The 26,990-nt window shown below is 68.3% G+C and carries 23 protein-coding genes and 1 riboswitch; of the genes, 14 read left to right on the top strand and 9 right to left on the bottom strand.

Annotated features, from left to right (window positions below; genetic code table 11):
* Positions 1-63: 63 nt before the first annotated feature.
* The 4 genes from EL288_RS00175 (at position 64) to gluQRS (ending at position 6,241) form a co-directional block, all read left to right on the top strand.
* Positions 64-2,088, top strand: coding sequence for a TRAP transporter permease (locus EL288_RS00175; protein ID WP_003815961.1), 2,025 nt, complete (start codon positions 64-66; stop codon positions 2,086-2,088).
* Positions 2,089-2,284: 196 nt separating this feature from the next.
* Positions 2,285-4,528 carry a TonB-dependent hemoglobin/transferrin/lactoferrin family receptor gene (locus EL288_RS00170; RefSeq protein ID WP_003815963.1) on the top strand — a complete coding sequence of 748 codons (2,244 nt, stop codon included), beginning with the start codon at positions 2,285-2,287 and terminating at the stop codon, positions 4,526-4,528.
* A gap of 278 nt (positions 4,529-4,806) precedes the next feature.
* The gene (locus EL288_RS00165; protein WP_003815964.1) at positions 4,807-5,265 is read left to right on the top strand and encodes a DUF494 family protein; all 459 of its coding nucleotides are present in this window, start codon (positions 4,807-4,809) and stop codon (positions 5,263-5,265) included.
* Between the two features lie 16 nt (positions 5,266-5,281).
* Positions 5,282-6,241 carry a tRNA glutamyl-Q(34) synthetase GluQRS gene (gene gluQRS / locus EL288_RS00160; protein WP_033448974.1) on the top strand — a complete coding sequence of 320 codons (960 nt, stop codon included), beginning with the start codon at positions 5,282-5,284 and terminating at the stop codon, positions 6,239-6,241.
* Here the strand turns inward: gluQRS and EL288_RS00155 are convergent.
* Positions 6,228-8,849 (bottom strand): GDYXXLXY domain-containing protein, encoded by a 2,622-nt coding sequence (locus tag EL288_RS00155; protein WP_003815968.1) that lies wholly within the window; start codon positions 8,847-8,849, stop codon positions 6,228-6,230. The genes gluQRS and EL288_RS00155 overlap by 14 nt on opposite strands.
* 63 nt (positions 8,850-8,912) lie before the next feature.
* On the opposite strand from EL288_RS00155, the gene EL288_RS00150 reads away from it, so the two are divergent.
* The 7 genes from EL288_RS00150 (at position 8,913) to EL288_RS00120 (ending at position 17,476) form a co-directional block, all read left to right on the top strand.
* Positions 8,913-11,540, top strand: coding sequence for a DNA topoisomerase III (locus tag EL288_RS00150; protein WP_003815970.1), 2,628 nt, complete (start codon positions 8,913-8,915; stop codon positions 11,538-11,540).
* A gap of 150 nt (positions 11,541-11,690) precedes the next feature.
* On the top strand, positions 11,691-12,755 hold the full coding sequence (locus EL288_RS00145; RefSeq protein ID WP_003815974.1) for an ABC transporter substrate-binding protein: 1,065 nt from the start codon (positions 11,691-11,693) through the stop codon (positions 12,753-12,755).
* Complete coding sequence (locus EL288_RS00140) at positions 12,755-13,525, top strand: ABC transporter ATP-binding protein (protein ID WP_020699616.1); 771 nt, start codon at positions 12,755-12,757, stop codon at positions 13,523-13,525. Before EL288_RS00145 ends, EL288_RS00140 begins: the two co-directional genes overlap by 1 nt.
* 8 nt (positions 13,526-13,533) lie before the next feature.
* The gene (locus EL288_RS00135) at positions 13,534-14,391 is read left to right on the top strand and encodes an ABC transporter permease (RefSeq protein WP_003815977.1); all 858 of its coding nucleotides are present in this window, start codon (positions 13,534-13,536) and stop codon (positions 14,389-14,391) included.
* A 12-nt stretch (positions 14,392-14,403) separates the two neighbouring features.
* The gene (locus EL288_RS00130; RefSeq protein ID WP_003815979.1) at positions 14,404-15,183 is read left to right on the top strand and encodes an SDR family oxidoreductase; all 780 of its coding nucleotides are present in this window, start codon (positions 14,404-14,406) and stop codon (positions 15,181-15,183) included.
* A gap of 73 nt (positions 15,184-15,256) precedes the next feature.
* Complete coding sequence (locus EL288_RS00125; protein ID WP_033448980.1) at positions 15,257-16,690, top strand: aldehyde dehydrogenase family protein; 1,434 nt, start codon at positions 15,257-15,259, stop codon at positions 16,688-16,690.
* A 27-nt stretch (positions 16,691-16,717) separates the two neighbouring features.
* Complete coding sequence (locus EL288_RS00120) at positions 16,718-17,476, top strand: SDR family oxidoreductase (RefSeq protein WP_003815983.1); 759 nt, start codon at positions 16,718-16,720, stop codon at positions 17,474-17,476.
* A gap of 142 nt (positions 17,477-17,618) precedes the next feature.
* Here the strand turns inward: EL288_RS00120 and ilvB are convergent, their stop codons facing one another.
* The gene (gene ilvB / locus EL288_RS00115; RefSeq protein ID WP_003815985.1) at positions 17,619-19,469 is read right to left on the bottom strand and encodes a biosynthetic-type acetolactate synthase large subunit; all 1,851 of its coding nucleotides are present in this window, start codon (positions 19,467-19,469) and stop codon (positions 17,619-17,621) included.
* Between the two features lie 93 nt (positions 19,470-19,562).
* On the opposite strand from ilvB, the gene EL288_RS00110 reads away from it, so the two are divergent.
* The gene (locus tag EL288_RS00110) at positions 19,563-20,039 is read left to right on the top strand and encodes an Lrp/AsnC family transcriptional regulator (protein WP_003815987.1); all 477 of its coding nucleotides are present in this window, start codon (positions 19,563-19,565) and stop codon (positions 20,037-20,039) included.
* A 16-nt stretch (positions 20,040-20,055) separates the two neighbouring features.
* Here the strand turns inward: EL288_RS00110 and EL288_RS00105 are convergent, their stop codons facing one another.
* Positions 20,056-20,976, bottom strand: coding sequence for a bestrophin family protein (locus tag EL288_RS00105; RefSeq protein ID WP_003815989.1), 921 nt, complete (start codon positions 20,974-20,976; stop codon positions 20,056-20,058).
* A gap of 106 nt (positions 20,977-21,082) precedes the next feature.
* Between EL288_RS00105 and EL288_RS00100 the strand changes: the two genes are divergently transcribed.
* On the top strand, positions 21,083-21,583 hold the full coding sequence (locus tag EL288_RS00100; protein ID WP_003815991.1) for an SET domain-containing protein: 501 nt from the start codon (positions 21,083-21,085) through the stop codon (positions 21,581-21,583).
* Positions 21,584-21,692: 109 nt separating this feature from the next.
* Positions 21,693-21,846: riboswitch (FMN riboswitch) on the top strand.
* Positions 21,847-21,956: 110 nt separating this feature from the next.
* Positions 21,957-22,649, top strand: coding sequence for a 3,4-dihydroxy-2-butanone-4-phosphate synthase (gene ribB, locus EL288_RS00095; RefSeq protein ID WP_003815993.1), 693 nt, complete (start codon positions 21,957-21,959; stop codon positions 22,647-22,649).
* 13 nt (positions 22,650-22,662) lie between these two features.
* Here the strand turns inward: ribB and EL288_RS00090 are convergent, their stop codons facing one another.
* The 6 genes from EL288_RS00090 to EL288_RS00065 form a co-directional block, all read right to left on the bottom strand.
* Positions 22,663-23,178, bottom strand: coding sequence for a nucleoside 2-deoxyribosyltransferase (locus tag EL288_RS00090; RefSeq protein ID WP_003815996.1), 516 nt, complete (start codon positions 23,176-23,178; stop codon positions 22,663-22,665).
* Positions 23,179-23,235: 57 nt separating this feature from the next.
* A complete protein-coding gene (locus EL288_RS00085) occupies positions 23,236-23,760 on the bottom strand; it encodes a nuclear transport factor 2 family protein (RefSeq protein ID WP_003815998.1) in 525 nt (174 codons plus the stop codon).
* A gap of 16 nt (positions 23,761-23,776) precedes the next feature.
* On the bottom strand, positions 23,777-24,388 hold the full coding sequence (locus EL288_RS00080; RefSeq protein ID WP_003816000.1) for an NAD(P)-dependent oxidoreductase: 612 nt from the start codon (positions 24,386-24,388) through the stop codon (positions 23,777-23,779).
* A 113-nt stretch (positions 24,389-24,501) separates the two neighbouring features.
* Entirely contained in the window at positions 24,502-25,431 is a 930-nt protein-coding gene (gene panE / locus EL288_RS00075) for a 2-dehydropantoate 2-reductase (protein WP_003816003.1), read from the bottom strand.
* Positions 25,432-25,477: 46 nt separating this feature from the next.
* Positions 25,478-26,419, bottom strand: a complete 942-nt coding sequence (locus EL288_RS00070; RefSeq protein WP_010929546.1) for a DedA family protein/thiosulfate sulfurtransferase GlpE — start codon at positions 26,417-26,419, stop codon at positions 25,478-25,480.
* Between the two features lie 123 nt (positions 26,420-26,542).
* Positions 26,543-26,980, bottom strand: coding sequence for an acetyltransferase (locus EL288_RS00065; protein WP_003816007.1), 438 nt, complete (start codon positions 26,978-26,980; stop codon positions 26,543-26,545).
* Between the last annotated feature and the right edge of the window lie 10 nt (positions 26,981-26,990).

Raw genomic sequence — 26,990 nt, 5'->3', positions numbered from 1 at the left:
CTTTCCGCCAGGGCTGCCTCAGGGCAGCCCTGGTCGCGCAATACCCTATAGAAGTTGCAGCTTATGCAAATAGATCACGATAAAACCCAGCAGCTAACGGAAAAGTACGACTCGGAAATCCGTTTCCGGCCGCTGGATAAAACAGCCACCTGGATCGTATCGATCCTGCTGGTCACGCTGTCCATCTTCCACTACTACACGGCCGGTTTCGGCCTGCTGCGCGAAGCCACGCACCGCGGCGTGCACCTGGCCTTCGTGCTCAGCCTCATCTTCCTGGTGTTCGGCTTCAGCAAGGCGCACTACCAGCGCGAGCCGAAATCGACGCTGCTGCGCCCGGGCGGCGTGCCGCTGTACGACTGGGCCATCGCCATCGTGCTGGCGCTCAGCGTCCTGTACATCCCGTACATCTTCGAAGACCTGGCGTTCCGCGTCGGCAATCCGCTGCCGATGGACGTGGCCATGGGCACCATCCTGATCGTCGGCCTGCTTGAAGGCACGCGCCGCGCCATGGGCTGGCCCCTGCCCATCATCGCCATGGTGTTCCTGGCCTATGCGGCCTTCGGCCCCTACTTCCCGGGCCTGCTGCAGCATGCCGGCAACAACTGGCCGCAGATCGTCAACCACATGTACCTCACCAGCCAGGGCATCTATGGCGTGGCGGTGGGCGTGGTGGCGACCTACGTGTTCCACTTCGTGCTGTTCGGCGTGCTGGCCACCCGCATCGGCCTGGGCCAGCTGTTCCTGGACGTGGCCTCCACCATTGCCGGCCGCTACGCGGGCGGCCCGGCCAAGGTCTCGGTATTCGGCTCGGCCATGTTCGGCATGCTGTCGGGCTCGTCGGTGGCCAACGCGGTGACGGTCGGCTCGCTCACCATCCCTGCGATGATCCGCATCGGCTATCCGCGCCATTTCGCCGCCGGCGTGGAGGCGGCCTCCAGCACGGGCGGACAGATCACGCCGCCCATCATGGGCGCGGCCGCCTTCCTGATGATCGAATTCCTGGGCATCCCGTACCAGCAGATCGCCATCGCGGGCATCTTCCCGGCCTTCCTGTACTTCTTCGGCATGTTCATGCAGGTGCATTTCGAGGCCAAGCGCGAGGGCCTGCGCGGCCTGACCGAGGAAGAAATGCCGGCCCTCAAGGCTTCGTTCAAGAAGCGCTGGCCGACGCTGCTGCCCCTGATCATGCTGATCGGCGTGCTGGCCAGCGGCCGCACGCCGTACCTGGCGGCGTTTGCCGGCATCACGGGCTGCATCGTGGTGGGCCTGCTCAACCCCATGCAGCGGCTGCGCCTGCGCGACCTCTACGAAGCCTTCGAGACCGGCGCCAAGTACGCGCTGGCGGTGGGTGCGGCAGCGGGCACCGTGGGCCTGGTGATCGGTGTGGTCACGCTGACCGGCGTAGGCTTCAAGATCTCGTACATCGTGATCTCGGCCGCCCAGGCCATCGCGGGCGGCGTCGGCACGATCATCCCCGACGTGGTCGCCAACACGCAGACCCTGACGCTGATCGCCGCGCTGGTCATGACCGGCATCGTGTGCATCCTGATGGGCTGCGGCATTCCCACCACGGCCAACTACATCATCATGGTGGCCGTGGCCGCCCCCACGCTGGTGCAACTGGGCGTGCAACCGATCGCGGCGCACTTCTTCGTGTTCTATTTCGGCATCCTGGCCGACATCACGCCGCCTGTGGCGCTGGCGGCCTACGCGGCGGCGGGCATGGCGGGCAGCGATCCGTTCAAGACCGGCAACACGGCATTCCGCCTGGGCATCACCAAGCTGATCGTGCCCTTCGTGTTCGTGTTCTCGCCATCGCTGCTGATCTCGGTGCAGGGCTTCACCTGGTACGACTTCTTCACCACCCTGGTGGGCTGCATGGTCGGCCTGGTGCTGCTGTCGGCCGCCTTCTCGCGCTACATGCTGGTCGAGATGAAAAGCTGGGAGCGCTGGGTATGCACGCTGGGCGCCCTGTTGACCATCCTGCCCGGCCTGACCAGCGGGCTGGTCGGCCTGGCCATCTGCATTCCGGTATTCCTGCGCCAGCTCGCGCAGCTCAAGCTGGAGAACGGCGCCAAGGCAGCCTGACCCCAGGCCGCGTCCCTCCGGGCGCCGACGCAATGCACAACCCACCGCAAGGTGGGTTGTGCATTCTGGACGCGGCCGCGCGCTTTCCTGCCACAAATGCGGACCGCGCAACGCCGCATCGAGGACTTGTGTACTGAGAACCATTATTATCCATGCCTAGAATCGAGCGGATTTCCACCTGCCTGCGATTCCTGTCATGTCTTCCCCGCGTCCCCCCGCACCTTGGCGCGCACCGCTCGCGCTTGCCGGCCTGTCGCTTGGTTGCGCTGCCGGCGCATACGGCGCGCCCGCGCCGGCACAAACCGTCGTCACCCTGCCCGCGCAAGAGGTCATAGGCGACAGCGTCGCGGCGGCCCGGTCCGTGCTGCGCCTGCCGGAGATCGAGCGCGCGCAGGCCGACAACTTCGCCTCCCTGGTCGATCAGCTGCCGGGCATCTCGATGGCCGGCTCGCCGCGCCCCGGCGGGCAAAGCCTGAACATCTGGGGCATGGGCGATACCGAAGACGTGAAAATCGTCCTCGATGGCGCGCCCAAGGGTTTCGAGAAGTACCGCCAGGGCTCGGTCTTCATCGAACCCGAACTGATCCGGCGCATCGAGGTCGACAAGGGGCCGCACAACCTGGTCGACGGCAATGGCGGGTTCGGCGGCACCGTCAAGATCGATACCAAGGATGCGGCCGACCTGTTGCCGCCGGGCGCGCGCTTCGGCGCGCTGGCCAAGTACGGCCGCCATTCGAACGACGGCCAGGACATCTACAGCGTGGCGCTGTACGGCCGCACCCGCGCCGACGGGGCCGACGGCCTGCTGTATGCCAACCGCCGCGACGGCGGCGACCTGCGCCGCCCCGACGGCACCCGCTTCGCATACTCGCGCAACAACCAGCGCTCGCTGCTCGCCAAGGTCAACCTCTATCCGGACGACGCCCAGACCATCACCCTGTCGGCCATGCGTTCGAATGCGGCGGGTTGGCAACCCTTCGCGGCCAAGCGCGACGATCTTCCCGCGCCTTCGCAGGCCGATATCGACCGCTACGGCCTGACCGAAGCATGGCGGCGCAAGCTGGTCCATCGCGATCAGCTCGACCAGAACTACAGCGCGAAATGGAACATCGCCCCATCGGCCCATCCCTGGGTGAACCTCACGCTGGCCTATGCCCGCTCGGACACCCGGCAGCGCGACCGGCGCTCGTCCCGGGCGTCGCAGTCGGCCTTTCTCGGCACGCTGGGCAACAAGAGCTGGGTCGACTACCGCGACGACCGGTTCGATCTCAGCAACGAAAGCCACGTGGCCCTGGGCACGGCCGAGCATGTCCTGCTGGCGGGCCTGCGCTGGCACCGGCATCGCCGCGACACGCTCATGTACTACCCGCCCGGCCGCGGCAAGCCCGATTACAACCACGGGTACTTCCAGCCGCACTACATGCCTTCGGGCACGCAGACCGTGCGCAGCCTGTACCTGCAGGACGCCGTCACCGTCGGCGGCCTTACCGTCACGCCCGGCGTGCGGTACGACCATGTCGCCAATACCGGCAGGCCGAACGACGCGCCCCGCTACAACAACCCCGCCCCCGTGGCCGGGCATGACTACCGCCGCGTCTCGTACGCGGGCTGGACCCCGCACCTGGGCGTGGTCTGGAAGGCGGCGCGAAGCGTGGCGCTGTTCGCCGACGCCAGCCGCACCTGGCGCGCACCCGTCATCGACGAGCAGTACGAAGTGCAATATGCGAAGTCCAATGTGTCGGGCAGCAGCCGGGCGCTGCGGCCCGAGCGCATCGTGGGCCTGCGCGCCGGCGCCGTACTGGATTTCAACGATATCGCGGCGCGCGGCGACAGCGTGCAGATACGGACCACACTGTTTCGCAATCGCGGCAAGCACGAGATCTTCCAGCGCCGTGGCGTGGCATGCCGCGGGCAGGCCGAGGGCGGCGCCGCCTCGGACTGCCCCAAGCCCTTGTCCAACTACCGCAACCTGCCCGGCTACACCATCGAAGGGCTGGAACTGGAGACTTACTACGACAGCCCGGCGATGTTCGCCAGCCTGTCGCTTTCGGCCATGCGCGGGCACCGCGACGCCTCGCCGCGCGATCCATGGGGACCGCGCACCTGGATCGCCGAGATCCCGCCGGTCTCGGCGCGCGCGATGCTGGGCGTGAAACTGCCGCGCCTGGACATGGTCCTGGGATGGCGCGGCGAATTCGTGCGCCGCCAGGACCGCTCGCCGACCGACGGCGACCCGCTGGCCGGCTACTGGGCCTTGCCCAAGACCGCCGGCTACGCGCTGCACGGCCTGTTCGCAAGCTGGCAACCCCGGCATGTCAAAGGCCTGGACGTGCGCCTGGCCGCCGACAACCTCTTCAACCGGCCTTATCATCCCTACCTGGGCGAAGCGGTATCGGGCACGGGCCGCAACATCAAGCTGAGCATCGCCCAGCGCTTCTAGGAATGCCTGCGCGCGGCTTGCGGCGTGCTCCTCGCGCAACATCAGTGAAAACGTGAAGACCGCGCGCAGCGCACCGTCCCCTTTTACAGAGCCGCGCGCAGTTGCGGCCAACTTGCAGCGGTCTGGCGCGTACGGCGCCGAAATGCACCGCAACTCGTCCTTAAGGTGTCGTGCGGGCGGCGAGTTGCCCAGGGTGACAATTCAGCGTAAAGTAAAATCACGTTTGCTGGTCTGCCGATTTGCGGGCCGACTGTGCAACGGGCACCTTGAAGCGCCATATGTTCGATATCCTGGTTTATCTGTTCGAGAATTACTACACGCCGCAAGCCTGTCCTGCCGCCGACGTGCTGGCAAAGCGGCTGGCCGCCGCCGGCTTCGAGCATGAAGACATCGACGACGCGCTGGGCTGGCTGTACGGACTGGCCGAAACCACCGAACGCTGCGTCGAGCTTGCCCACGCGCCGGCCACCGGCATCCGCATCTACACCGACGCCGAATACCAGCAGTTGGGTACCGAGTCGATCGGCTTCATCACCTTCCTCGAATCGGCCGGCGTACTGCCGGCGCCGCTGCGCGAAATCGTCATCGACCGCGCGCTGGCTTCGCCCGAAACGCCGATCTCCCTGTCCAAGATCAAGATCATCGCCCTGATGGTGCTCTGGAGCCAGGAAGCCGAGATCGACAACCTGGTCCTCGAAGAATTGCTCGACGACGAAGGCTCCCGCCGGCTGCATTGATGCGGCCGCGCCAGACATGGCGCGCCGGCCCGTGCTGGCGCGCCATCGCATTGATTTCCGGAACCGCGTGAATTACATCGGCCGCTTCGCCCCCAGCCCCAGCGGGCCGCTGCATGCCGGCTCGCTAGTCGCGGCGCTGGCCAGCTGGCTGGACGCCCGCGCCCATCATGGCCTGTGGCGCCTGCGCATCGAGGACGTCGACACGCCGCGCACCGTGCCTGGCGCGGCCGGCATCATCATGGATCAGCTGCGGGCCCTGCACTTGCATTGGGACGGCGAGATCATGTGGCAGTCGCGGCGCGGCGCGGCTTACCAGCAGGCATTCGACGCCCTGGCCGCGCGCGGCCTGATCTACGGCTGCGGCTGCACGCGGCGCGAGATCGCCGACTCGGCGCTGCGCGGCACGGCTGGCGTCGATGGCGAACGCCCGTATCCCGGCACGTGCCGCGAGGGCCTGCCCGCGGGCCGCCAGGCGCGTGCCTGGCGGGTGCGCGTGCCGCCCGGCGTCGAGACCTTCGTCGATCGCTGGCTGGGGCCACAGCAACAGGACGTGGCGGCCGCGGTCGGCGATTTCGCCCTGCGCCGCGCCGACGGCCTGTGGGCCTACCAATTGGCGGTGGTGGTGGACGATGCCGACCAGGGCGTCACCGACGTGGTGCGCGGCGCCGACCTGCTGGGCTCGACCGCACGCCAGCGCGTGCTGGGACGATTGCTGGGCCTGGCCCCGCCGCGCGTCATGCATGTGCCTCTGATCGTCGACCCGGCCACGGGCCTGAAACTATCGAAGCAGAATGGCGCGCCGGCGCTCGATTGCAGCCAGCCGCTGCGCATGCTGCAGCAAGCCTGGAGCGGCCTGGGCTTCGCGCCCCTGGCGGCAGCCACGCCCGAGGCATTCCTGCAGGCGGCCGCCGCGCAATGGGCGCAACGTTTCGGCATGCGCCACGCCGCCGTGCCAGCCGGCCCTAAAGCGGATTGAGATCCTCGCCCAGCATGCGCACCAGCAGGCCGGTCCCGCCGTCGTCCACGCGCATCTCGCCGTAGCGCGCGCGCTGGTAGCGCTGCTGCTCGCCTTCCGGAAAGAAATAGGCGTTGGTCACCAGGCGCACGCCACTGGCGCGCAGGCGATAACGCAGCACGATCTCATTGCCGTCGCGCGGCGCGGCCTGCTCCTGGATGCGCACCGGGCGCGCCACGCCGCGCTCGTCGGGAGCCAGTACGACGTAGCCATCGATGTGGGCGAACGCGGCGGCGTCCTGCCCATCGGCCGGCCTGTCGTTGCGCCAGCGTTCGATATCCTCGCCCGCGGCAAATCGCAGCGCCATGTAGTCGCCCTGCATGAGCGAACGCGGATCGACCGGGGCCAGCTCCAGGATCGCCACCCGGCCCTTGGCCAGCAAGGCTTCGCGCTGCCAGATGTTGCCGTTGACGACGGCCAGGGTCACGGCCAGCCCGGCCAGCACCAGGGCCACCCGCCAGCGCAGGGCGCGCGACGGCGGCCCCATGGGCGCGCGCGTCGCCGGGGCAGCAGTGCGCATCCATTGCGGCACCAGCCACACCAGCAGCCGGCACAGGAACAGCAGCAGGGCGCCGCCGGCCAGCCACAACGCCTTGTCCAGCAGCGGGATCTGCAACTGGTAGTAGTAGATCATCAGGTAGGCCAGCAGGCTGATCACGCCCAGCATGGTCAGGCGCGGCTTGTGCAGGCCGAAACCCAGCAGCAGCCAGGCCAGCGCGAAGGCCACGCCCGGGCTGGGCAACCAGAACAGCGCCAGTACCAGCAAGGCCAGCGGAACGCCCCAGAGCATGCCGGCGGTCAGCTGGCGGCGGCGCGGCCACAGCACCGACAGCGCGACCGCCACGGGCAGCAGGGCGCCGGCGACCGTCAACACGGCGGTGGAGGGGTGCAGCGCCCAGAGGGCCCGCAACTGCATGGCCGTCACGCCGCCCGCCAGCCACACCATCGATTGCACCGCCAGCGCCAGCGCCCAGCCCAGCGGGTCGAGCTGCTGCGGCCGGATGCGCGACCATCGATGGCCCAGGCTGAACGCGACCGCCGCGCCCCAGGCGCCGACCACGGCCACGGGCAGCCATACGAATGCGGCGCGCAGCGCGTCGAACTCCAGCAGCAGGCCCAGCAGTTGCTTGTCGCCCATGCCGGGGGTGAGCCCGCGCCAGATCAGCCCGGCGCCGGCCAGGGCGATCATCCAGCCGCTCAGAAAGCGCAGCAGGAGATCCGGCGTGAGGGCATAGACCACCGCGCCCAGGGCCAGAATGAAGAAGCACGCGCTGGCGAACGAGGCGCTGTCCCATAGCCCCACCATCACCAGGATCTGGCCCGCAAAGCCCATCGCCGTGGCGCACTGGCGCCAGAACGGGCCCGAGTCGGTGCGCAGCACCGCCACCGCCACGATACACAGGCCCAGGCCGGCCACCAGCGCCCCTTCCTTGCTGGCGACGATGCCCGACGCGGCCACGAACAGCAGCAGCAGCCAGGTGGCCAGCCAGGCGCTCAGTCCCAGCAGGCCATGCACGTACCAGGGCGTCTCGGCCGCGCCGCGGGCGTCCTCCGGCGCCAGCTCCAGCACCGGAGCGCCGGCTTCGGTCGGGTCGAGCGCATTGCCGGCCGAGGCGCCCGCGGGCTCGGCGTCGACCGCGGCCCGGGTGGACTGCTCGCCCAGCCGGCGCAGCCAACGCACCGCCCAGACCGCCTCGGCCATCAGCAGCCCGGCCAGCGGCAGCGCCGCCCACACGCCCGGCTCCAGTTCCAGCAGCCAGGCGCCGACCACCCGCAGCGATACGCAGATCATGGCCGCCGCCAGCAAGGCCAGGATGACCAGGTCGCGCCGCACCTGCTGATAGTAGAAACCCATGCCCAGCGTCGTGGCGATCCAGGCGATTCCGGTGGCCGAGGCCAGGTCGGCCAGGGCGCCGAAATCGAACAGCAGGGCCGCCACCAGCACGCCTTGCGCCAGCAGCGCCAGTACGCGCGGGCCGACCCGCGTGCTGACGTGGCGGTGATGCGCCACCCATTCCCAGCAGGCCAGCATGGCCAGGTTCAGCGCCGCCAGCACCAGCGCGGGAAATCCCGCCCCGGACAGCGACCACCACCATGATAGTAAGCGCTCACCTAGCCAGAGCGCCACGGCTACATTGAGTATCAGCGCCCAAAGCAGCCAGAGTGCCTGGCTGGCGCCGGCCAGCGCCCATGGCAGCAGCAACAGCGCCCACCAGGCGAACAGTTCCCAGGTATCGGCGCCAGTCTGGTAAGTTTGACCCAGCAAGGCCAGCAACGCCCCCAGGAACAGGCCTGCCAGCACCAGCAATGCGCCGACGCCATGGCGGCGTACCCCGGTGGCCTCTCGCAGGCGCCAGGCCACCCAGGCGGCGATCACGGCCGACAGCGCCAGCAAGCCCTGCGCCCCCGCGAATCGCTGGATCTTGGTCATGGCCGGCCAGTTGGCCGCCACCCAGCAAACCACCGCGCTGCCCAGCAGCACGACCCCCAGCCACAGGGTCGCGCGCCCCAGGAACTGACGCCATGCGTACAGCTCCGAACCCGCCTGTTGGTGAGTATCGACTTGCATGCCCCGATTCTCCGCTCTTATCATCCGCGCTAACTGCGGCGGGACTGCCGCCACTGGATACACATGAACAAAACGTTGATTATTGCCGAGAAACCCTCGGTGGCCCTGGATATATCACGCGCCTTGGGAGGCTTTGCGCGCGAGGGCGACTATTTTGAAAGCGATCGTTACGTGCTGGCTTCCAGTATCGGACATTTGCTCAGTCTGGTGGCGCCCAACGACCCGGTCAAGGGCAAATGGAGCTTCACGCACCTGCCGGTGATCCCGCCCGCCTTCGAACTGGGACCGACCGACAAGAAATCGGCCGAGCGCCTCAAGCTGCTGGTACGGCTGGCCAAGCGCAAGGATGTCGACGCCATCATCAACGCCTGCGACGCCGGGCGCGAAGGCGAACTGATCTTCCGCTACATCGTCCAGTTCGCCGGCGTGAAAAAGCCGATCCAGCGCCTGTGGCTGCAATCGATGACGCAGCAGGCGATCCGCGACGCCTTCGCCAACCTGCGCGACGACGAACAGCTCAAGCCGCTGGAGGCCGCCGCGCGCTCGCGCGCCGAGGCCGACTGGCTGGTGGGGATCAACGGCACGCGCGCCATGACCGCCTTCAACAGCAAGGACGGCGGCTTTTTCAAGACGCCGGTCGGCCGGGTGCAGACGCCCACGCTGGCCATCGTCAATGAACGCGAAAACCGCATCCGTTCGTTCGTCTCGCGCGACTACTGGGAAGTGCACGCCACCTTCGTGGCGGCCGCCGGCCTGTACGAAGGCCGCTGGATCGACCCCGCATTCAAGAAAGACGAGCGCGATCCGGAAAAGCGCGAGTCGCGCCTGTGGTCGCTGGCCGCCGCGCAAAGCGTGGTGGCGGCCTGCCGCGCCCAGAGCGGCAGCGTCACCGAGGAATCCAAGCCCTCGACGCAGATGTCGCCGGCGCTGTACGACCTCACCTCGCTGCAGCGCGAGGCCAACGGCCGCTTCGGCTTCTCGGCCAAGACCACCCTGGCGCTGGCGCAGACGCTGTACGAGCGGCACAAGGCGCTGACCTACCCGCGTACCGATTCGCGCTATCTGCCCGAGGACTACATCAACACCGTGCGCCAGACCATGCAGGTCCTGGCGCAGGGCGACTCCAACGCCGTCGGCGCCCTGTCGCGCCATGCCGATACGGTACTCGCGCAAAACTGGGTCAAGCCCAACCGGCGCATCTTCGACAACAAGAAGGTGTCCGATCACTTCGCCATCATCCCCACGCTGCAGGTGCCGCGCGACCTGAGCGAAGCCGAAGGCAAGCTGTACGACCTGGTGCTCAAGCGCTTCCTGGCGGTGTTCTTCCCGGCCGCCGAGTACCGCGTCACCACGCGCCTGACCGAAGTGCAGGGCCACCGTTTCAAGACCGAGGGCAAAGTGCTGGTCACCCCCGGCTGGCTGGCCGTCTACGGCAAGGAGGCCCAGGGCGAGGACGCCAACCTGGTGCCGGTGGCCGACGGCGAGACCGTGCGCGCCGAGGACGTCGAAGCGGTCGGCCTGGCGACCAAGCCGCCGGCGCGCTACAACGAAGCCACGCTGCTGTCGGCGATGGAAGGCGCCGGCAAGCTGGTCGACGACGAAGAGCTGCGCGAGGCCATGTCCGAGCGCGGCCTGGGTACGCCGGCCACCCGCGCGGCCATCATCGAAGGCCTGCTCAACGAGGCGTACCTGCGCCGCGACGGGCGCGACCTGGTCCCCACGGCCAAGGCGCGCCAGCTGATGACGCTGCTTTCGGGGCTGGACGTCTCCGAACTCACCTCGCCCGAACTCACCGGCGAGTGGGAGCACAAGCTCAAGCAGATCGAGCAGGGCGCGCTGGACCGCGCTGCCTTCATGCGCGAGATTGCCCAGATGACCCAGGTCATCGTCAAGCGCGCCAAGGAGTACGAACGCGACACCGTGCCGGGCGATTACGCCACGCTGCAAACGCCTTGTCCCAAGTGCGGCGGCGTGGTCAAGGAAAACTATCGCCGCTTCGCCTGCACCCAGTGCGATTTCTCGATCGGCAAGCATCCGGGCGGGCGCACCTTCGAACTGCCCGAGGTCGAAGAATTGCTGGCCAAGCGCGAGATCGGCCCGCTGCAGGGGTTCATCAGCAAGATGGGCCGCCCGTTCGCCGCCATCCTGCGCATCAGCGGCGAGTACAAGCTGGAGTTCGACTTCGGCCAGAACGACGAGGAAGACAACGAAGCCGTCGACTTCTCCGGCCACACGTCCGTGGGCGCCTGCCCGAAATGCAGCGCGCGCGTCTTCGAGCACGGCATGAGCTACGTGTGCGAGAAATCGGTCGGCCCGCAGAAAAGCTGCGACTTCCGCTCGGGCAAGGTGATCCTGCAACAGGAGATCTCGCGCGAGCAGATGGAAAAGCTGTTGACCGCCGGCCGCACCGACTTGCTCGACGGCTTCGTCTCCAGCCGGACCAACCGCAAGTTCAAGGCCTTCCTGGTGCGCCAACCCGACGGCAAGGTAGGCTTCGAATTCGAGCCGCGCGGCGACAAGCCTGGCCGCCCCGGCGCGGCGGCCAAGAAGGCGGCAGGCAAGACCGCCACCAAGACGGCGGCCAAGGCGCCTGCCAAGACCGCGGCCAAGAAGGCCGTCAAGAAAGCTGCCCCCAAGAAGGCGGCCACCAAGACCGCCGCCAGGAAGGCCGCCAAGAAATCGGCTGCCTGAGCGCACAGCCCCGCGTCATCGCGCACCCCGCGCGATGGCGCGCCGCATCCTGCCCGTACCCGCGCCGCGCGGTCCACGCGACCGACGCGGCCAGTTGCGTTATCGTTGCCGCAATCCACTGGCAAAACCGCCCCCCCATTCGAGGATGACATGACTGCACTCCGTTCCCCCCGCGGCGCCACGCGGCGGCGCTTCCTGGCCGGCAGCGGCGCCCTGATGGCCGTGGGCCTGGCGGGCTCGCGCCTGTCCTGGGCGCAGCCGGCGCTGGGCCGCGTTGCCTACGGCCAGGGCAGCATCGATCCGTTCTTCGCCGCGGGATACGTGGCGCTGAAGCAGGGCTATTTCGCCGCAGACGGGCTGGAGGTGGAATACCTGAACTCGCAAAGCGGCCCGCGCACCAACCAATTGCTGGCCGCCGGGCAGATCGTGTTCGGCGCCACCGCGGCCACCGCCGCGCCGGCGCTGACGCTGGCCGGCAAGCCGGCCGCCCTGGTATTCGGGTTCGACCGCAAGCTGACCTACGCCAACATCATCGTGCGCCGGGCCGACTACGAAAGCGGCAAGATCCGCACGCTTGCCGACCTGGCCGGCAAGCGCGTGGGCGCGACGCAGCCGCAATCGAGCACCTGGCTGATGGCGCTGTACCTGATGCAGAAGGCCGGCGTGGCCGACAAGGTCGATATCCGCCCGCTGGGCGACCTGGCCACCATGCTGGGCGCGCTGAAGACCGGTTCGGTATCCGCCTCGATGGCGACGCTGTCGATGATGGAACAGGCCGTCCAGGAAGGCTGGGGCATGCCCATCTTCGACGCCACCACGGAAGCCTCGTGGCAGGAGTTCATGGGTGGCGACGTGCCCGGCATCGCCGCGCTGACGCTGCAGGACACCATCCAGAAACGCCCGGAAGTGGTGCAGGCCTTCGTCGGCGCCCTGGTCAAGGCGCAGGATTTCATCAGCGCCAACAGCGCGGCCGCCGTCACCGATCTGATCTACGACGACTACCTCAACGCCTACGCGCGGCCGGCCATCGAGAAGACCATTGGGCTGTACCAGCAAACGGTCTTCCTGCGCGACAACATCATCACCGAGGATGCCTACGCGCGCATGACCGCCATCATGGGCGACGGCCGCCAGTTCTCCAACGAGGAGCTGAAGAAGGTGCCGTACAGCGCCTGCGTGGACATGCGATTCGTGCGCAAGGCCCGGGGCCTGTGATGATCGAGCTCGAGCACGTCGGCAAGGTCTACCAGGCCCGCAATGCCACCGTGCACGCCGTAGGCGAGGTCAGCCTGCGCATCGACGACGGCGAGTTCGTCGCCATCGTCGGCCCGTCCGGCTGCGGCAAGAGCACGCTGCTGAACATGATCGCGGGCTTCCTGCCGCCCACCACCGGCACGGTCCGCGTCGCCGGCGCGCCGGTGGCCGGCCAGGTTCCGCCGGCGCTGGGCTACATCTTCCAGAAAGACACCCTGCTGCCCTGGTTCAATGTGCGCAAGAACGTGGCGCTGGGCCTGCGGTTCCAGGGCGTGGACAGCGCGCGCATCGCCCGGCGCGTGGACGAACTGCTGGAACTGGGACACCTGAGCGGTTTTGCCAACGCCTATCCGCACCAGTTGTCCGGCGGCATGCGCCGCCGCGTGGCGCTGCTGATGAGCCTGGCCGTCGAGCCGCGCATCCTGTTGCTGGACGAACCCTTCGGCGCGCTCGACACCCACACCAAGACCCATCTGCATCGCGAGCTGGGCGAGATCTGGCGCAAGCTGGGCCAGACCATCGTCATGGTCACGCACGACCTGGACGAGGCGATCACGCTGGCCGACCGGGTCGTCGTCCTGTCGGGCCCGCCCAGCCGCGTGCTGCTCGACGAGCGCATCGCCATCGCCCACCCGCGCGACGTCTTCACGCTGCGCGACACGCCGCAGTTCACCGCGCATATGCGCAGCCTGTGGGCCGTCCTGGGCCAGCAGTTCCGCAACGCCGCCTGAGCCCGCCGATGTCCTCCGATTCCCCGCTCCCGGACGCGCTGCGCGATGGCCTGCGGCAAGACCGCGAACACGGCGCGCGGCGCCGCCTGCGCGTCACGGCATGGCAGCTGCTCATCCTGGCGCTCATCCTGGGCGCCTGGGAAGGCCTGACGCGCGTTCCCTGGTTCGTGCAGAACACGATCTTCGATCCCTTCTTCATCAGCCAGCCCTCGCGCGTGGCGCAGCGCCTGTGGCAATGGATGCAACCCGGACCGCGATCGGTCTGGCCGCACCTGTGGCTGACGCTGCAGGCCACGCTGCTCGGCCTGGCGGTTGGCGTGGGCAGCGGCTTCGTGGTCGGCCTGGCGCTGTCGCGCAGCCGCATGCTGGCCGATGTGTTCAACCCGTTCATCGTGGCCTTCAATTCGATGCCGCGCATCGCCTTCGTTCCGCTGATCACGATGTTCTTCGGGCTGGGCATGGCCTCCAAGGTCGTGACTTCGTGGTTCGTGGTGTTTTTCCTGGTGTTCTTCAATACCTACAAGGGCGGCCGCAGCGTCGAACGCGAGCTGGTGGACTTCTGCCGCACCCTGGGCGGCTCGCCGCGCCAGATCCTGTGGCGCGTGCGCATCCCGACCGCCGCGGCCTGGACCTTCGCGGCGCTGCCCAACGCCATCAGCTTCGCGCTCATCGGCGTGGTGCTGGCCGAATTCGTCGGCTCGACCACCGGCATGGGCTACCTGATGATCACCGCGCTGGCCACGCTGAACGCCACCGACATGTTCGCGGCCGTAACGCTGCTCTCCGTCGTCGGTATCGTCCTGGTGTACTGTGTAACGTGGCTCGAGCGTAGACTATTGCACTGGGCCCCGGAATTCCGTGACTGACCGTCCGTAGACATGATCTCCCTACCGTATCTGCAACGCTTCGCCCTGTCCGGCCAGGTGGCCCTGGTCACCGGCTCGGCTCGCGGCCTGGGGCTGCGCATCGCGCAGGCACTGGCCGGCAGCGGCGCCCATGTACTGCTCAACGGCCGCGACGCGCACGCCGTCGAGGCCGCCGTGTCGGACCTGCGCCAGCAGGGCCTGCGCGCCAGCGCGCTGCCGTTCGACGTATCCGACGAGCAGGCCACGGAGCAGGCCTTCGCGCGCATCGACGCCGAACACGGCCGGCTCGACATCCTGGTCAACAATGTCGGGGCTCGCAACCGCAAGCCGCTGGCCGAGACCAGCCCGGCCGAAATCCGCGCCATGATGGACACCAACCTGGTCGCCGGCATCCTGCTGGCGCGGCTGGCGGCCCAACGCATGGTGCGCCAGCGCTATGGCCGCCTCATCGCGATCACCTCGGTGGCGGGCGAACTGGCGCGCGCCAACGACGCCGTCTATCCGGCCGCCAAGCAGGGCCTGACCGGCATGATGCGCGCCCTGGCCGTGGAGTTCGGCCGCCACGGCATCACCAGCAACGCCATCGCGCCCGGCGCGTTCGCCACCGAGACCAACGCGGCGATGGCCAACGATCCGCAGGCAGGCGCGGCCATGGCGGCGCGCAACCCTACCGGCCGCTGGGGCGATCCCGAAGAGATCGCCGGCGCGGCCGTCTTCCTGGCATCGCCGGCGGCCTCGTATGTCAACGGTCACGTGCTGGTGGTCGACGGAGGGCTGTCGGTCCAGTTCTGATTCTGTCCGACCCGCGAGGCTGCGCACCGCTTCCGTGCAGGACTTCCCCAACATTCTTCAGAGGTGGTACAGCATGAAGCAGCACTTTATCGACAACGCCTCCGTACCCGGATCGTCGGGCGAACGCATTCCGGTCATCGACCCGTCCACCGGACAGGAGTTCGACAGCATCGCGCGCGGCAACGCCGCCGACATCGACCTCGCGGTGCAGGCCGCGCGGCGCGCCTACGAGGGCGCCTGGGGCCGCCTCAGCGCCGCCGAGCGCGGCCGGCTCATGCTGGCGCTCTCGCTCAAGGTGCTGGAGCACCGCGACGAACTGACCGCGCTGGAATCGCGCGATTGCGGCAAGCCGCTCAAGCAGGCCCGCGCCGACGTCCTCGCCATCGCCCGCTATTTCGAATACTACGGCGGCGCGGCCGACAAGCTGCACGGCGAGACCATCCCCTACCAGCAGGGCTACACCGTACTGACGCTGCGCGAGCCGCACGGCGTCACCGGCCACGTGGTGCCCTGGAACTACCCCCTGCAGATCTTCGGCCGCAGCGTCGGGGCCGCGCTGGCGGCCGGCAACGCCTGCGTGGTCAAGCCCGCCGAGGATGCCTGCCTGTCGCTGCTGCGCGTGGCCGAACTGGCCGCCGAAACCGGCTTTCCCGCTGGCGCGCTCAATATCGTCACCGGCTATGGCCATGAGGCCGGCGACGCCCTGACGCGCCACCCGGGCATCGACCACATCTCGTTCACCGGCTCGCCGCGCGTGGGCGTGCTGGTCACCCAGACTGCGGCCGAGCGCCATGTCCCGGTCACGCTGGAGCTGGGCGGCAAATCGCCGCAGATCGTCTTCGCCGACGCCGATCTCGACGCCCTGGTGCCGGTGGCCGTCAACGCCATCGTGCAGAACGCCGGCCAGACCTGCTCGGCCGGCAGCCGCCTGCTGGTCGAGCGCGGCGCCTACGAGCGCGTGCTGGAGCGCCTGGGCGCGGCCTTCGCGGCCCTGCGCGCCGGCCCCGCGCAAAGCGACCTGGATTGCGGCCCGCTGATCCGCAAGACCCAGCAGGAGCGCGTGCGCGGCTTCCTGGACCTGGCGCGCGGCGATGGCATCGCCACGGTGGCGCAAGGCCGCATCGTCCCCGAGGCGCCGGCCGAGGGCTACTACCAGGCGCCCACGCTGCTGCGCGACGTGCCGGTGGACCACCCGCTGGCGCAGGAAGAAGTCTTCGGTCCCGTGCTGGCGGCCATTCCGTTCGACGACGAGGCCGACGCGGTGCGCATCGCCAACGCCACCGAGTATGGCCTGGCGGCCAGCGTATGGACCCGCGACGGCGGCCGCCAGCTGCGCATCGCGCGCAAAGTGCGCAGCGGCCAGGTCTTCATCAACAACTACGGCGCGGGCGGCGGCATCGAACTGCCCTTCGGCGGCGTGAAGGCCAGCGGCCATGGACGCGAGAAGGGCTTCGAGGCGCTCTACGGCTTCACGGTGCTCAAGACCATCTCGATCAAGCACGACTGACCCATACCGACAACGAGGAGACACAGGATGCGATTGAATGGCAAAACGGCCATCGTCACCGGCGCGGGCTCGGGCTTTGGCGAAGGCATCGCCGCGACCTTCGCGCGCGAAGGCGCCAAGGTGGTGGTCGCCGATATCAACGAAGCCGGCGGCCAGCGCGTGGCGGCGGCGATCAACGCAGCCGGCGGCCAGGCCGTCTTCGTGCGCGCCGACGTCTCGGACAACGCCGCGGTGGCCAACCTGCTGGCCGCCACGCTGAAGGCATTCGGCGGCCTGGACATCGTCGTCAACAACGCCGGCACCACGCACCGCAACCGGCCCATGCTGGAGGTCGAGGAAGACGAGTTCGACCGCATCTACGCGATCAACGTCAAGAGCATCTACCTGACCGCCAGGCACATGGTGCCGCACTTCCGCGCCCATGGCGGCGGCTCGTTCATCAATATCGCCTCCACGGCCGCGATACGTCCGCGTCCGGGGCTCACCTGGTACAACGGCAGCAAGGGCGCGGTGGTCACCACCAGCAAATCGATGGCCGCCGAGCTGGGGCCGGACAACATCCGCGTCAATTGCGTCAACCCCGTGATCGGCGCCACCGGCCTGCTGGCGGACTTCATGGGCGTGCCCGACACGCCCGAGAACCGCAAGCGCTTTCTCGCCACCATCCCGCTGGGCCGCTTCTCCACGCCGCAGGACATCGCCAACGCCTGCCTGTACCTGGCCAGCGACGAAGCCGCCTTCATCACCGGCGCCTGCCTGGAGGTGGATGGCGGCCGCTGCGTGTAGGCGCGCGCCGACCTGCCGGGGCGCCTGTCCCCGCGAGACTCCGGGTGCCTGTCCCCGCCGGGACAGGCACCCCGTCATACGCCATCTACGCTAGCTGCCCGCCAAGACGGTATCTGTCCCCGTGGGGGACAGGCGCCCGGGATCATGCCTGCGGGCCCGGAGACTCCGGCAAGGGCGGCTCCTCGTACCACTGGCCTTCGGCCAGCATCATGCGATGGTGGCCATGGCCGGCCGGCATCATGGGAAAGCAGTTCTCCTGCTCGGCCACCGCCACGTCGAGGAAGTAGGGACCAGGGTGTTCGAGGCAGGCCGCCAGCGCGGCGTCCAGGTCCTGCGGCCGCTCCACGCGCGCCGCGCCCCAGCCGAAGGCGCGCGCCAGCGCCACGAAATCCGGTAGCGACGCGTTGTAGCTGTGGCTGTAGCGCCCGCCATGGATCAACTCCTGCCACTGGCGCACCATGCCCATGTAGCCGTTGTTGCACAGCACGATCTTGACCGGCACGTCATGCTGCATGGCGGTGGACAACTCCTGGATGTTCATCAGCACCGACGCGTCGCCGCTGACGCACACCACGGTCTTGCCGGGATGCGCGATCTGCGCGCCGATCGCCGCCGGCACGCCGTAGCCCATGGTGCCCGCGCCGCCCGAGGTCAGCCAGCGGTTGGGACGGTCGAAGCGCAGGTACTGCGCGGCCCACATCTGGTGCTGGCCCACATCGGTCGACACGATGGCGTCGCGTCCGTCCAGCGCCGCGCCCAGGCGGTGCATGAGATGCTGCGGCAGGATCTCGTCGGCCGCCGGCGTGTACGCCAGGCAGTCCCGGGCGCGCCAGGTGTCGATACGCTGCCACCAGGGCCCCAGCCGCTGCGCCGGCAGCGGGCTTGCCGCCAGTTCGTCGCGCAGCGCCTGCACCAGCGGCAGGCAGTCGCCCACCAGGGCGACGTCCACGCGCACGACCTTGTTGATCGACGCCGGATCGATGTCGATGTGGATCTTGCGCGCATGCGGACAGAACTCGGACAGCTTGCCGGTAATGCGATCGTCGAAGCGCGCGCCGATGCACACGACCAGATCGGCGTTGTGCATGGCCAGGTTGGCCTCCAGAGTGCCGTGCATGCCCAGCATGCCCACGAACTGCGGATCCGAGGCGGGAAACGCGCCCAGTCCCATCAGGGTCAGCGTGCAGGGCGCGCCGCTCTGGCGCACCAGCTCGGTGAACGCGGCGCAAGCCTGTGGCCCCGAATTGACCAGACCGCCGCCGCCGTAGAAAACCGGCCGGCGCGCCTGCGCCAGCAGCGCCGCGGCGCGCCGTACCGCACCCTGCGGCACCCGTGTGGCGGCCTTGCCGCCCTGGCGCCGTGCGCGCAGCGCCGCCAACTGCCTGCGCGCCGGATCGGCCTCGCCCTGCGGCGCGTCCGCCGGGCTGGCCAGCTGGATGTCTTTCGGAAAATCCACCAGCACCGGACCGGGACGTCCCTGGCGCGTCAGGTCGAAGGCGCGGCCCACCACCTCGGCCACGTCCTGGACCGCGCGAATCTGCGTATTCCACTTGGTGACCGACCGCGAAATGCCGATGGCGTCGCATTCCTGGAACGCGTCGGTGCCGATCGCCGCGGTCGAGACCTGGCCGCTGATGCACAGCACAGGCACCGAATCGCACATGGCGTCCAGCAAACCCGAAGTGGTGTTGGCCATGCCCGGCCCCGAGGTGACGAACACCACGCCCGGCCTGCCGGTGGTGCGCGCGTAGCCTTCCGCCGCGTGCACCGCGGCCTGTTCATGGCGCACCAGCACATGCCGCAAGCGCGGCTCGGCGTACAAAGCGTCGTATAGCGGCAACACGGCGCCGCCCGGATAGCCGAACACCGTGTCGACGCCACGCTCGATCAGGGTGTGCAGGAGAATCTTCGCGCCATTGACGGCGGCCGCGTGTTCGGCTTGCTGAAGGGCGGAAAGCGTGGAGGTATGCAGACGGTCGTTCATGCTGACCATCTTATGGGGTTCTAGGAAGAATATTTATCTTCTTTTCCAACAAATACCCCAAATCGCAGTAAATTAGCCCATGTTTATCATCCGATTTAGAAAATGAAACTGGACAAGTTCGATCTGGCGATTTTGAAGGCCCTGCAGGACAACGCGCGCGCCAGCCTCAACGATATCGGCGCGGCGGTCGGCTTGTCGTCCACCCCGTGCTGGAATCGCATCAAGCGCATGGAAGGCGCCGGCATCATACGCGGCTATACGGTCGACATCGACCCCGCCAGCATCGGCTTTACCGATACCGTCATCGTGCATGTCACGCTGGAAAGCCACAGCGAGGAAACGCTCTACGAGTTCGGGCGCGCGCTGGCGCAGATCCCCGAAGTGCTGGAAGCCTTCCTGGTCTCGGGCGATTACGATTACTACATACGCATCGCGGTACGCGATACGCGCGATTACGAGCGGCTGCTGCGCGAACGTCTCTATCGCATTCCGGGCATCCGGCACAGCAAGTCCTGCTTCGTGCTGCGCAGCCTGAAGGAAACCCGGCTGCCGCTCACGCCGCCGCCCGAGCAGGCATGACGCCGCGCCTGGCCGTTCAGGTCAGCACATAGCCGCGCGGCAACAAGGGCGCGGGCAGGGGATGGGCACCCAGGCCCTCGAGCAGGTCGATTTCGAGATCGCGCGCCAGCGCGGCCAGCGGCAGGTCGTTCTCGGCCAGGCCGAACGGCTCCTCCAGCTCATCGCCCAAGGCATCCAGGCCGAAGAACGTGTAGGCGACGAACGCCACCGCCAACGGTGTCAGCGGCCCCAGCGTGCCCACCAGGCCGAACGGCAGCAGCAGGCAGAACAGCCAGGCCGTCCGATGCAGCAGCAGCGAATACGCGAACGGCGTGGGCGTGGTCTTGATGCGCTCGCAGGCCGCCTGCACTTGCGCGCAGGCCAGCACGCGTTGCTGCAACCCCTGGTACACCACCTCGCCATAGCGGCGCTGCGGCCCGCCTTCGTGCAGGTCGCCGGTCACGGCGCGCAGGATGGCATCGGGCACGTTGCGGTGGCCGGCCAGCGCCATGCTTTCGTCGTCCGGCAGCCAGGGGCGCGCGGCGGTCAAGGGATCGCCGCCGCGCAGGCGCGCGACCAGCGCATGATTGAAGCCGATCAGGCGGCGCACGATACGCGCCTGGCGCGGCGCGTCGGCCGCGCCGGACAACACGGCCGCAGTCTCGCGCGCGAGGCTGCGGCACTGCGCGCTCAATTCGGCCCATTGCTTGCGGGCCTCCCACCAGCGGTCGTAGCAGACGTTGTTGCGAAAACCCAGGAACACCGACAGGGCCAGGCCGAACAGCGAAAAGGGCACGGCATTGAGGTGGCCGGGCGCGAACCACTGGCGCGCGTGCAGCCACGCAACGACACAGGACAACGCAACGATGACGGCAACCTTGGCGGCAATGTGCGGAATGACGGAGCCGCGCAAAATGAACAGCAGGCCCCAGGCGGTAGGGCGCGGACGGACAATCATGACAATCTGGCTACAACGGAACTTCGGCAACCACAACTATAGCCTGTGAAGCGCGCGGCGCCGTCGATATAATGGCCCGCTTGCCCGCCCACGCCTTTTGCATCCTATGACCGAGATCATCAAACCCTGGCACTCCGTGCGCCGCTCCAGGCTGCACGGCAACGGCGTCTTCGCGACGCGCAAGATCCCGGCCGGCACCCGCATCATCGAATACGGCGGCAAGCGCATCAGCGCCGCAGAAGCCGATCGCCGGCACCCCACCAATCCGGACGATCCGTTCCATACCTTCTTCTTCTCGCTGAGTTCCGGCCGCGTCATCGACGGCGGCGACGAAGGCAACGACGCGCGCTGGATCAACCACTCGTGCGACCCCAACTGCGAAGCGCAGGAAGGCCGCCACGGCAAGCGCGTCTATATCGTGGCGCTGCGCGATATCGCGCGCGGCGAAGAGCTGTTCTACGACTATGGCCTGGTGCTCGACGGCAGGATCACCAGGAAGCTGAAAGAAGGCTACCGCTGCCTGTGCGGCACGACGCCGTGCCGCGGCACCATGCTGGCCCTGCCCGAGAAGAAAAAGACCAAGGCCAGGAGCGCCGAAAAGGCCTAAGGCCGACAGGGTCTGTCGGGCGCCGCATCGCAATCGGCGTACAATGGGCCGGCCGCAGCAATGCGGTACAGGGCCGGCGGCGCCGCAAAGCACCGTCCGTCCCCAAGCAGTACGTCTTCAGGGCGGGGTGCAATTCCCCACCGGCGGTATGCCACGCAATGTGGCGAGCCCGCGAGCGCCCTGCGTTGGCAACAGCGCAGGGGTCAGCAGACCTGGTGAGATGCCAGGGCCGACGGTCATAGTCCGGATGAGAGAAGATGTGCCGGCACTTTCCCGCCAGACGGGCGCTTGCGCGCCTGCGCGGTATTGCGTTTGGCTGTCGATTTAGCCCTGAAACGTTTTTCGCCATTTCCTTTTTTGCGAGAGCGTTTCAATGTCCAACGTCGTTCCCACCCCTGTTTCCCCCCTGTTCGCCCAGCCGTTCGCCACGCGCCTGGAGCGCGCCCTGCAGCACCTGCGCATCGGCCGCCCCGTCATCCTGATGGACGATTTCGATCGCGAGAACGAAGCCGACCTGATCGTCGCGGCCGACAAGCTGACCGTGCCCGTCATGGCGCAACTGATCCGCGACGGCAGCGGCATCGTGTGCCTGTGCCTGCCGGGCGAAACCCTCGACCGCCTGGAGCTGCCGCCCATGGTCGACAGCAACCGCAGCCGGTACTCGACGGCCTTTACGGTGTCCATCGAGGCACGCGAAGGCGTGACCACCGGCGTGTCGGCGGTCGATCGCGTCACCACCATCCGCGCCGCCATCGCGCCGGGCGCGCGCAGCGGCGACGTGGTCAGCCCCGGACACGTATTCCCGCTGCGCGCGCAGCCAGGCGGTGTGCTGACGCGGCGCGGCCACACCGAAGGCTCGGTGGACCTGGCGGCCCTGGCGGGCCTGCGCCCGGCCGGCGTGCTGTGCGAACTGATGAATGCCGACGGCACGATGATGCGCGGCGCGTCGCTCGAGCGCTACGCCGCCAAAGAAGGCCTGGTCGCCCTGGCCATCGACGAACTGGCGGCGCATCTGCAAGCGCGTGGCGCCACCGGCGCGCCGGCCGAACTGGCCGTCGCCGCCTGAGGCGCGCGAGCCGTCAAGACGTCGACGCACGTGCCTGCGCCGCCATGGCGGCCAGGCACTGCACAGCGTCGCCGGCCACCACGCGGGCGGTGCACGCCAGCATCAGATTGAGATTCAGGCCGAAGTCCTCGACCGTGTAGCCCTGCGCGTCCACGTGACGCGACGGGTCGTGCGGCGCGCGTCTTGCGCCAAGCTGCTCGACCAGGCTGGCCGCCTGTGCCGTATAGGCCCATACCGGTTTGCCCAGCGCCACCGCGTAGCCCACCTCGAACGCGGTGCCGGAGTCCGGCTCGTAGCCACGAAACGGATTCAGGTTCGCCATGACCAGGTCCGCCCGGTCGATCAGCGCCAGGTTCTGCCGCAGGATCCATTCGGCCAGCGCACGGCCGGCCAGGCTCCCGGGCGCCTGGTTGTCCAGCGGATAGCAGCCTTCGAAGCCGTACTCGCGGCACAGCGCCTTGAGCCGTTCGCCGTGCGCCAGCGCATCGGCGCGAAACACATCGAAGCCTGCCAGGTATACGCGCCGCATGATCGGTCTCCCCTGTCCGCCGCGGCCTCGCCCGCGCGAGGCCATCGTCATGGCCGCTCAGAACATGCCGTTCTTGTTGGCCGGGTTCTCGGGAATCTCCTGGCTGACATCCCAATGCTCCACGATCTTGCCGTTTTGCACGCGAAAGATGTCGACGACGGCCTGGCCGCGGTCGCCCGGGGATTCCTTCCACAGATTGTGGACCACGACCAGCTCGCCTTCGGCGATGACGCGCTTGATCTCGACGCTGGCCTCGGGGTTCTGCTCGAAATACGGCAGGAAGAAATCGACCAGCGGCGACACGCCGTCGGCCATGTACGGATTGTGCTGCACGTAGGCGGGGCTCAGGTAGCGGCGCGCCGCCTCCTCGACGTCGCGGTCCTGGAACATCATGCGAAAAAATGCCAGCACCAGGTCCTTGTTTTCCTGGGTGGACTGCGAGTAGGCGGGCGCGGCCGACATCAGGCACGCCACGGTCGCCATGCTCAGGACAAGGGTATGAAGTGTTTTTCGCATCATGGGCCGGGGGTAAACGAACATCCAGTTTACCGAGAAAGGCCCCGGCCGGGCATGGTCCGCCACGCCCGGCGCCGCTGGCTCAATAACCGACCGTGAACCGGCGGCGCGCATGGCGCGGCGTCTCCAGCTCGTCGACCAGCGCAATCGCGTAGTCTTCCATCGAAATCCAGCTCTTGCCCTCGTCGTCGGCCAGCAACAGATCTGCGCCGAGGCGAAACTCGCCCGTGCGCTCGCCAGGCTCGAACAGCGCCGAAGGCGACAGGAAGGTCCATTCCACCTCCTGTTCGCGCCGCAGCGTGTCCAGGAACACCACGCCCGCGCGGGCCTCGGGCTTGTATGCGTCGGGAAACTCCGGCGTATCGATCAACGCCACGCCCGGCGCCACCTGCAGGCTGCCGGCCCCGCCCACCACCAGCAGGCGCGGCACGCCGGCCTGGCGGATCGCCGCCAGCAGTGGCTTGGCGTCCAGCGACACGAAGCGCGCGGCGCTGATCACGGCGTCATGGCCGGCCAGGATGGGCGCCAGGTCCTCGGGCACGGCGGCGTCGCCCTGCCTGGCCGTCAGGTTCGGCTGCGGCCGTACCGAGGCCGGATCGCGGGCAATGCCGGTCACGTGGTGGCCGCGCCGCAGGAGTTCGTCGGCCAGCCGCGAGCCGACGCGGCCGGTAATGCCTATGAGGGCGATCTTCATGTTGTTTGCTCCGCAAGCGGGCGGCGCACCGTTTGCGCCTTGCCCTGGAGCTTTCATGCTAGTCCCGCCGCCGCCGGCCGCCTATCCCCTGTGGCCGGACAGACTATTGCAATCTACGCATCAATGGCGCGTTGCGCCTGATACGCCTGCAGATGGATGCAGGCCACCCGCAGGTTGGGCGTATCCACGCCCAGCAGGCTGCCGCGGCGCGCCATGTCGCCCACGATATGGTCGGCTTCCACGGGCCGGCCCTGGCGCAGGTCGCGGAACATCGACGCCGTCATGGGCTGGGCCGGGTCGGTCAGCACCTTGAGCGCCGACGCATCGGCGGCGGGCCGCACCGGATGGCCGGATGCCGCCGCGACCTGCTGCGACTCGCGCAGCAGCGCGCGCATGAAGTCGACTCCGTCGCCGGTCGAACAGATCTGGCCCACGGTGGCGCGCATCAGGCAGGTGGCGGCAGCCAGCGAGGTCAGGAAGACGAACTTCTCCCAGACGTCCTGGTGGATGTCCTCGCTCAGCCGGCAGTCGAACGCCGCGTCGGCCAGCGCCTGCCGCAGCGCCACGCAGCGCGCGCTGTCGGCCTGGCCGGCGCGTTCGCCGAACACCAGGCTGGCATGCTGGCCCATGTGCACGATTTCGCCCTCGGGGCCCAGCGAGGCGTTGATCTGGCACAGCCCGCCAAGCACGCGATGCGCGCCGAATTCGCGCTCCAGCACGTCATACTGCAAGACCCCGTTCATGATGGGCAGCACTGCCGTGTGCTCACCCATGGCAGGCCGGATGGCCTCGATGGCGCTGTCCAGGTCATAGGCCTTGCAGCTCAGCACCACCACGTCGTAGCCGTCGGACGGCGTGGCCGCCGTGACCAGGCGCGGCGCAAGCGTCGCATCGCCGCGCGGGCTCTTGATCCGCAGGCCCTGCTCGCGCAGCCGGGCGGCGCGCGCCTCGCGAACCAGGAACGTCACGTCCGCCCCGGCCTGCGCGGCCCGCCCGCCGAAATATCCACCGGTACCGCCGGCGCCCAACACCAGAATGCGCATGCTCTGTCTCCGAATTGCGGCGCGCCTTGCGCGCGCGAAACTTCGATTATGACCCGGCCTGTTCGTCGCCAGGGCAGTTCCCCGCGTGGCGCCGCCAGGCCTCGTACCCGCCGCGCAATGCGAAGGTGTTGCGATAGCCGGCGGCGCGCAGCTTCTTGGCCAACTGGGCCGCCGACACTTCGTTGGGGCAGGCGCAATAGACCACGATGTCGCCTGCCTCCGGGTCGAACTGCAGGTCCTGCAGCGGCGCGCGCAGGTCCATGGCGATGGCGCCCGGAATGCGCTGTTCGTCGCGCTGCGCCTCGGGCCGTACATCGACCACCACGGGGGTGCGGCCATCGGCGCGCCAGCGCACCAGCTCGTCGATGGTGATGCGCGGAATGACGCGCAGGCTGCGCACCAGCACCCAGCGGCGCAGGCCCAGCACCACGATATAGAGCGCCAGCAGCGCGCCCAGCAGGGCCAGCCCCATCCCGCCGTAGCGATCCAGCAGGTCCAGCACGTCGCCCACCAGCTCGTGGAACAGCGCGCCCAGCAGCAACCCCGAGCCCGTCCACAGCAGCGAACCGGCCAGGTCATAGGCAACGAAACGCCGGTAGGGCGTACCGGTCAGGCCCGCCATCACCGTGGACAGCGCTCCCGCGCCGGGCAGGAACTTGGATACCAGCAGGGCGCGCACGCCCACCCGCAGGTACAGCCGCTGGGTCTGGCGGATGCACGAGTCCTGCGACAGCGAAACCTTGCACACCATGCCCAGCAAGCGGCCGCCATAGCGCCGCCCGGCCAGATACCAGGCGCTGTCGGCCAGCACGCAGGCCAGGGTGGCGGCCAGCCAGGCCAGCAACCACGCGCCGAGGCCGCCAGACAGCGCGCCGGCGGCGATCAGCAGCGGATAGGCCGGAATCGGCAGGCCTGCCTGTTCGATCAATACATTGGCAAACACCAGCCAGTCGCCATACTGCAACAGCAGGGTGTGGATATCTTGCATGCGAAGCGCGCGCCGCGTTGACCGGGCGCCGCCGGAAATCATCGATAAGGAATTCTAGTGCCGTCGGCGCGACGCGGCCACCGCGCCCCCGGCCCATCCGCGCAACAGCGTGTCTCGCGCCCTCTAGCCGTCCAGCCGCATATGGATGATGGGAAAGGGCCGCCCGGCGTCATCGGTGTCCGAGCGGCCGGTTTCCACGAAACCGGAGTGCAGGTAAAACCCCACGGCCTGCGCGTTCTGCTCGTTCACATCGACGCGCAGGCTGTCGTGCAGCGACCGCGCGAAGTTCAGCAGGCGGCGGCCGGCGCCGCGCCCGCGCTTGTCGGCGTCGACGAACAGCATTTCGATCTTGTTGCCGCTCATGCCCATGAAGCCGGCGATGCCGCCCTGGCCATCCTCGCACACCCACACCCGCACCGACGGCAGGTAGCTCTTGAGCACCTGCGGATACATGGCCTGGATCTGCGCCTCGCTCAGGAACGTATGGGTGGCGCGCACCGAGCGCAGCCATATGTCGGCGAGCACGAAATCGTCGCCGTAATTGCGTTCGCGTATGTTCATCAAGCGATCC

The organism is Bordetella bronchiseptica (genome assembly GCF_900636925.1).
Classification (GTDB): domain Bacteria; phylum Pseudomonadota; class Gammaproteobacteria; order Burkholderiales; family Burkholderiaceae_B; genus Bordetella; species Bordetella pertussis.
Note: the sequence above shows the minus strand (reverse complement) of the source record. Positions and strands in the feature narration are given on the sequence as shown.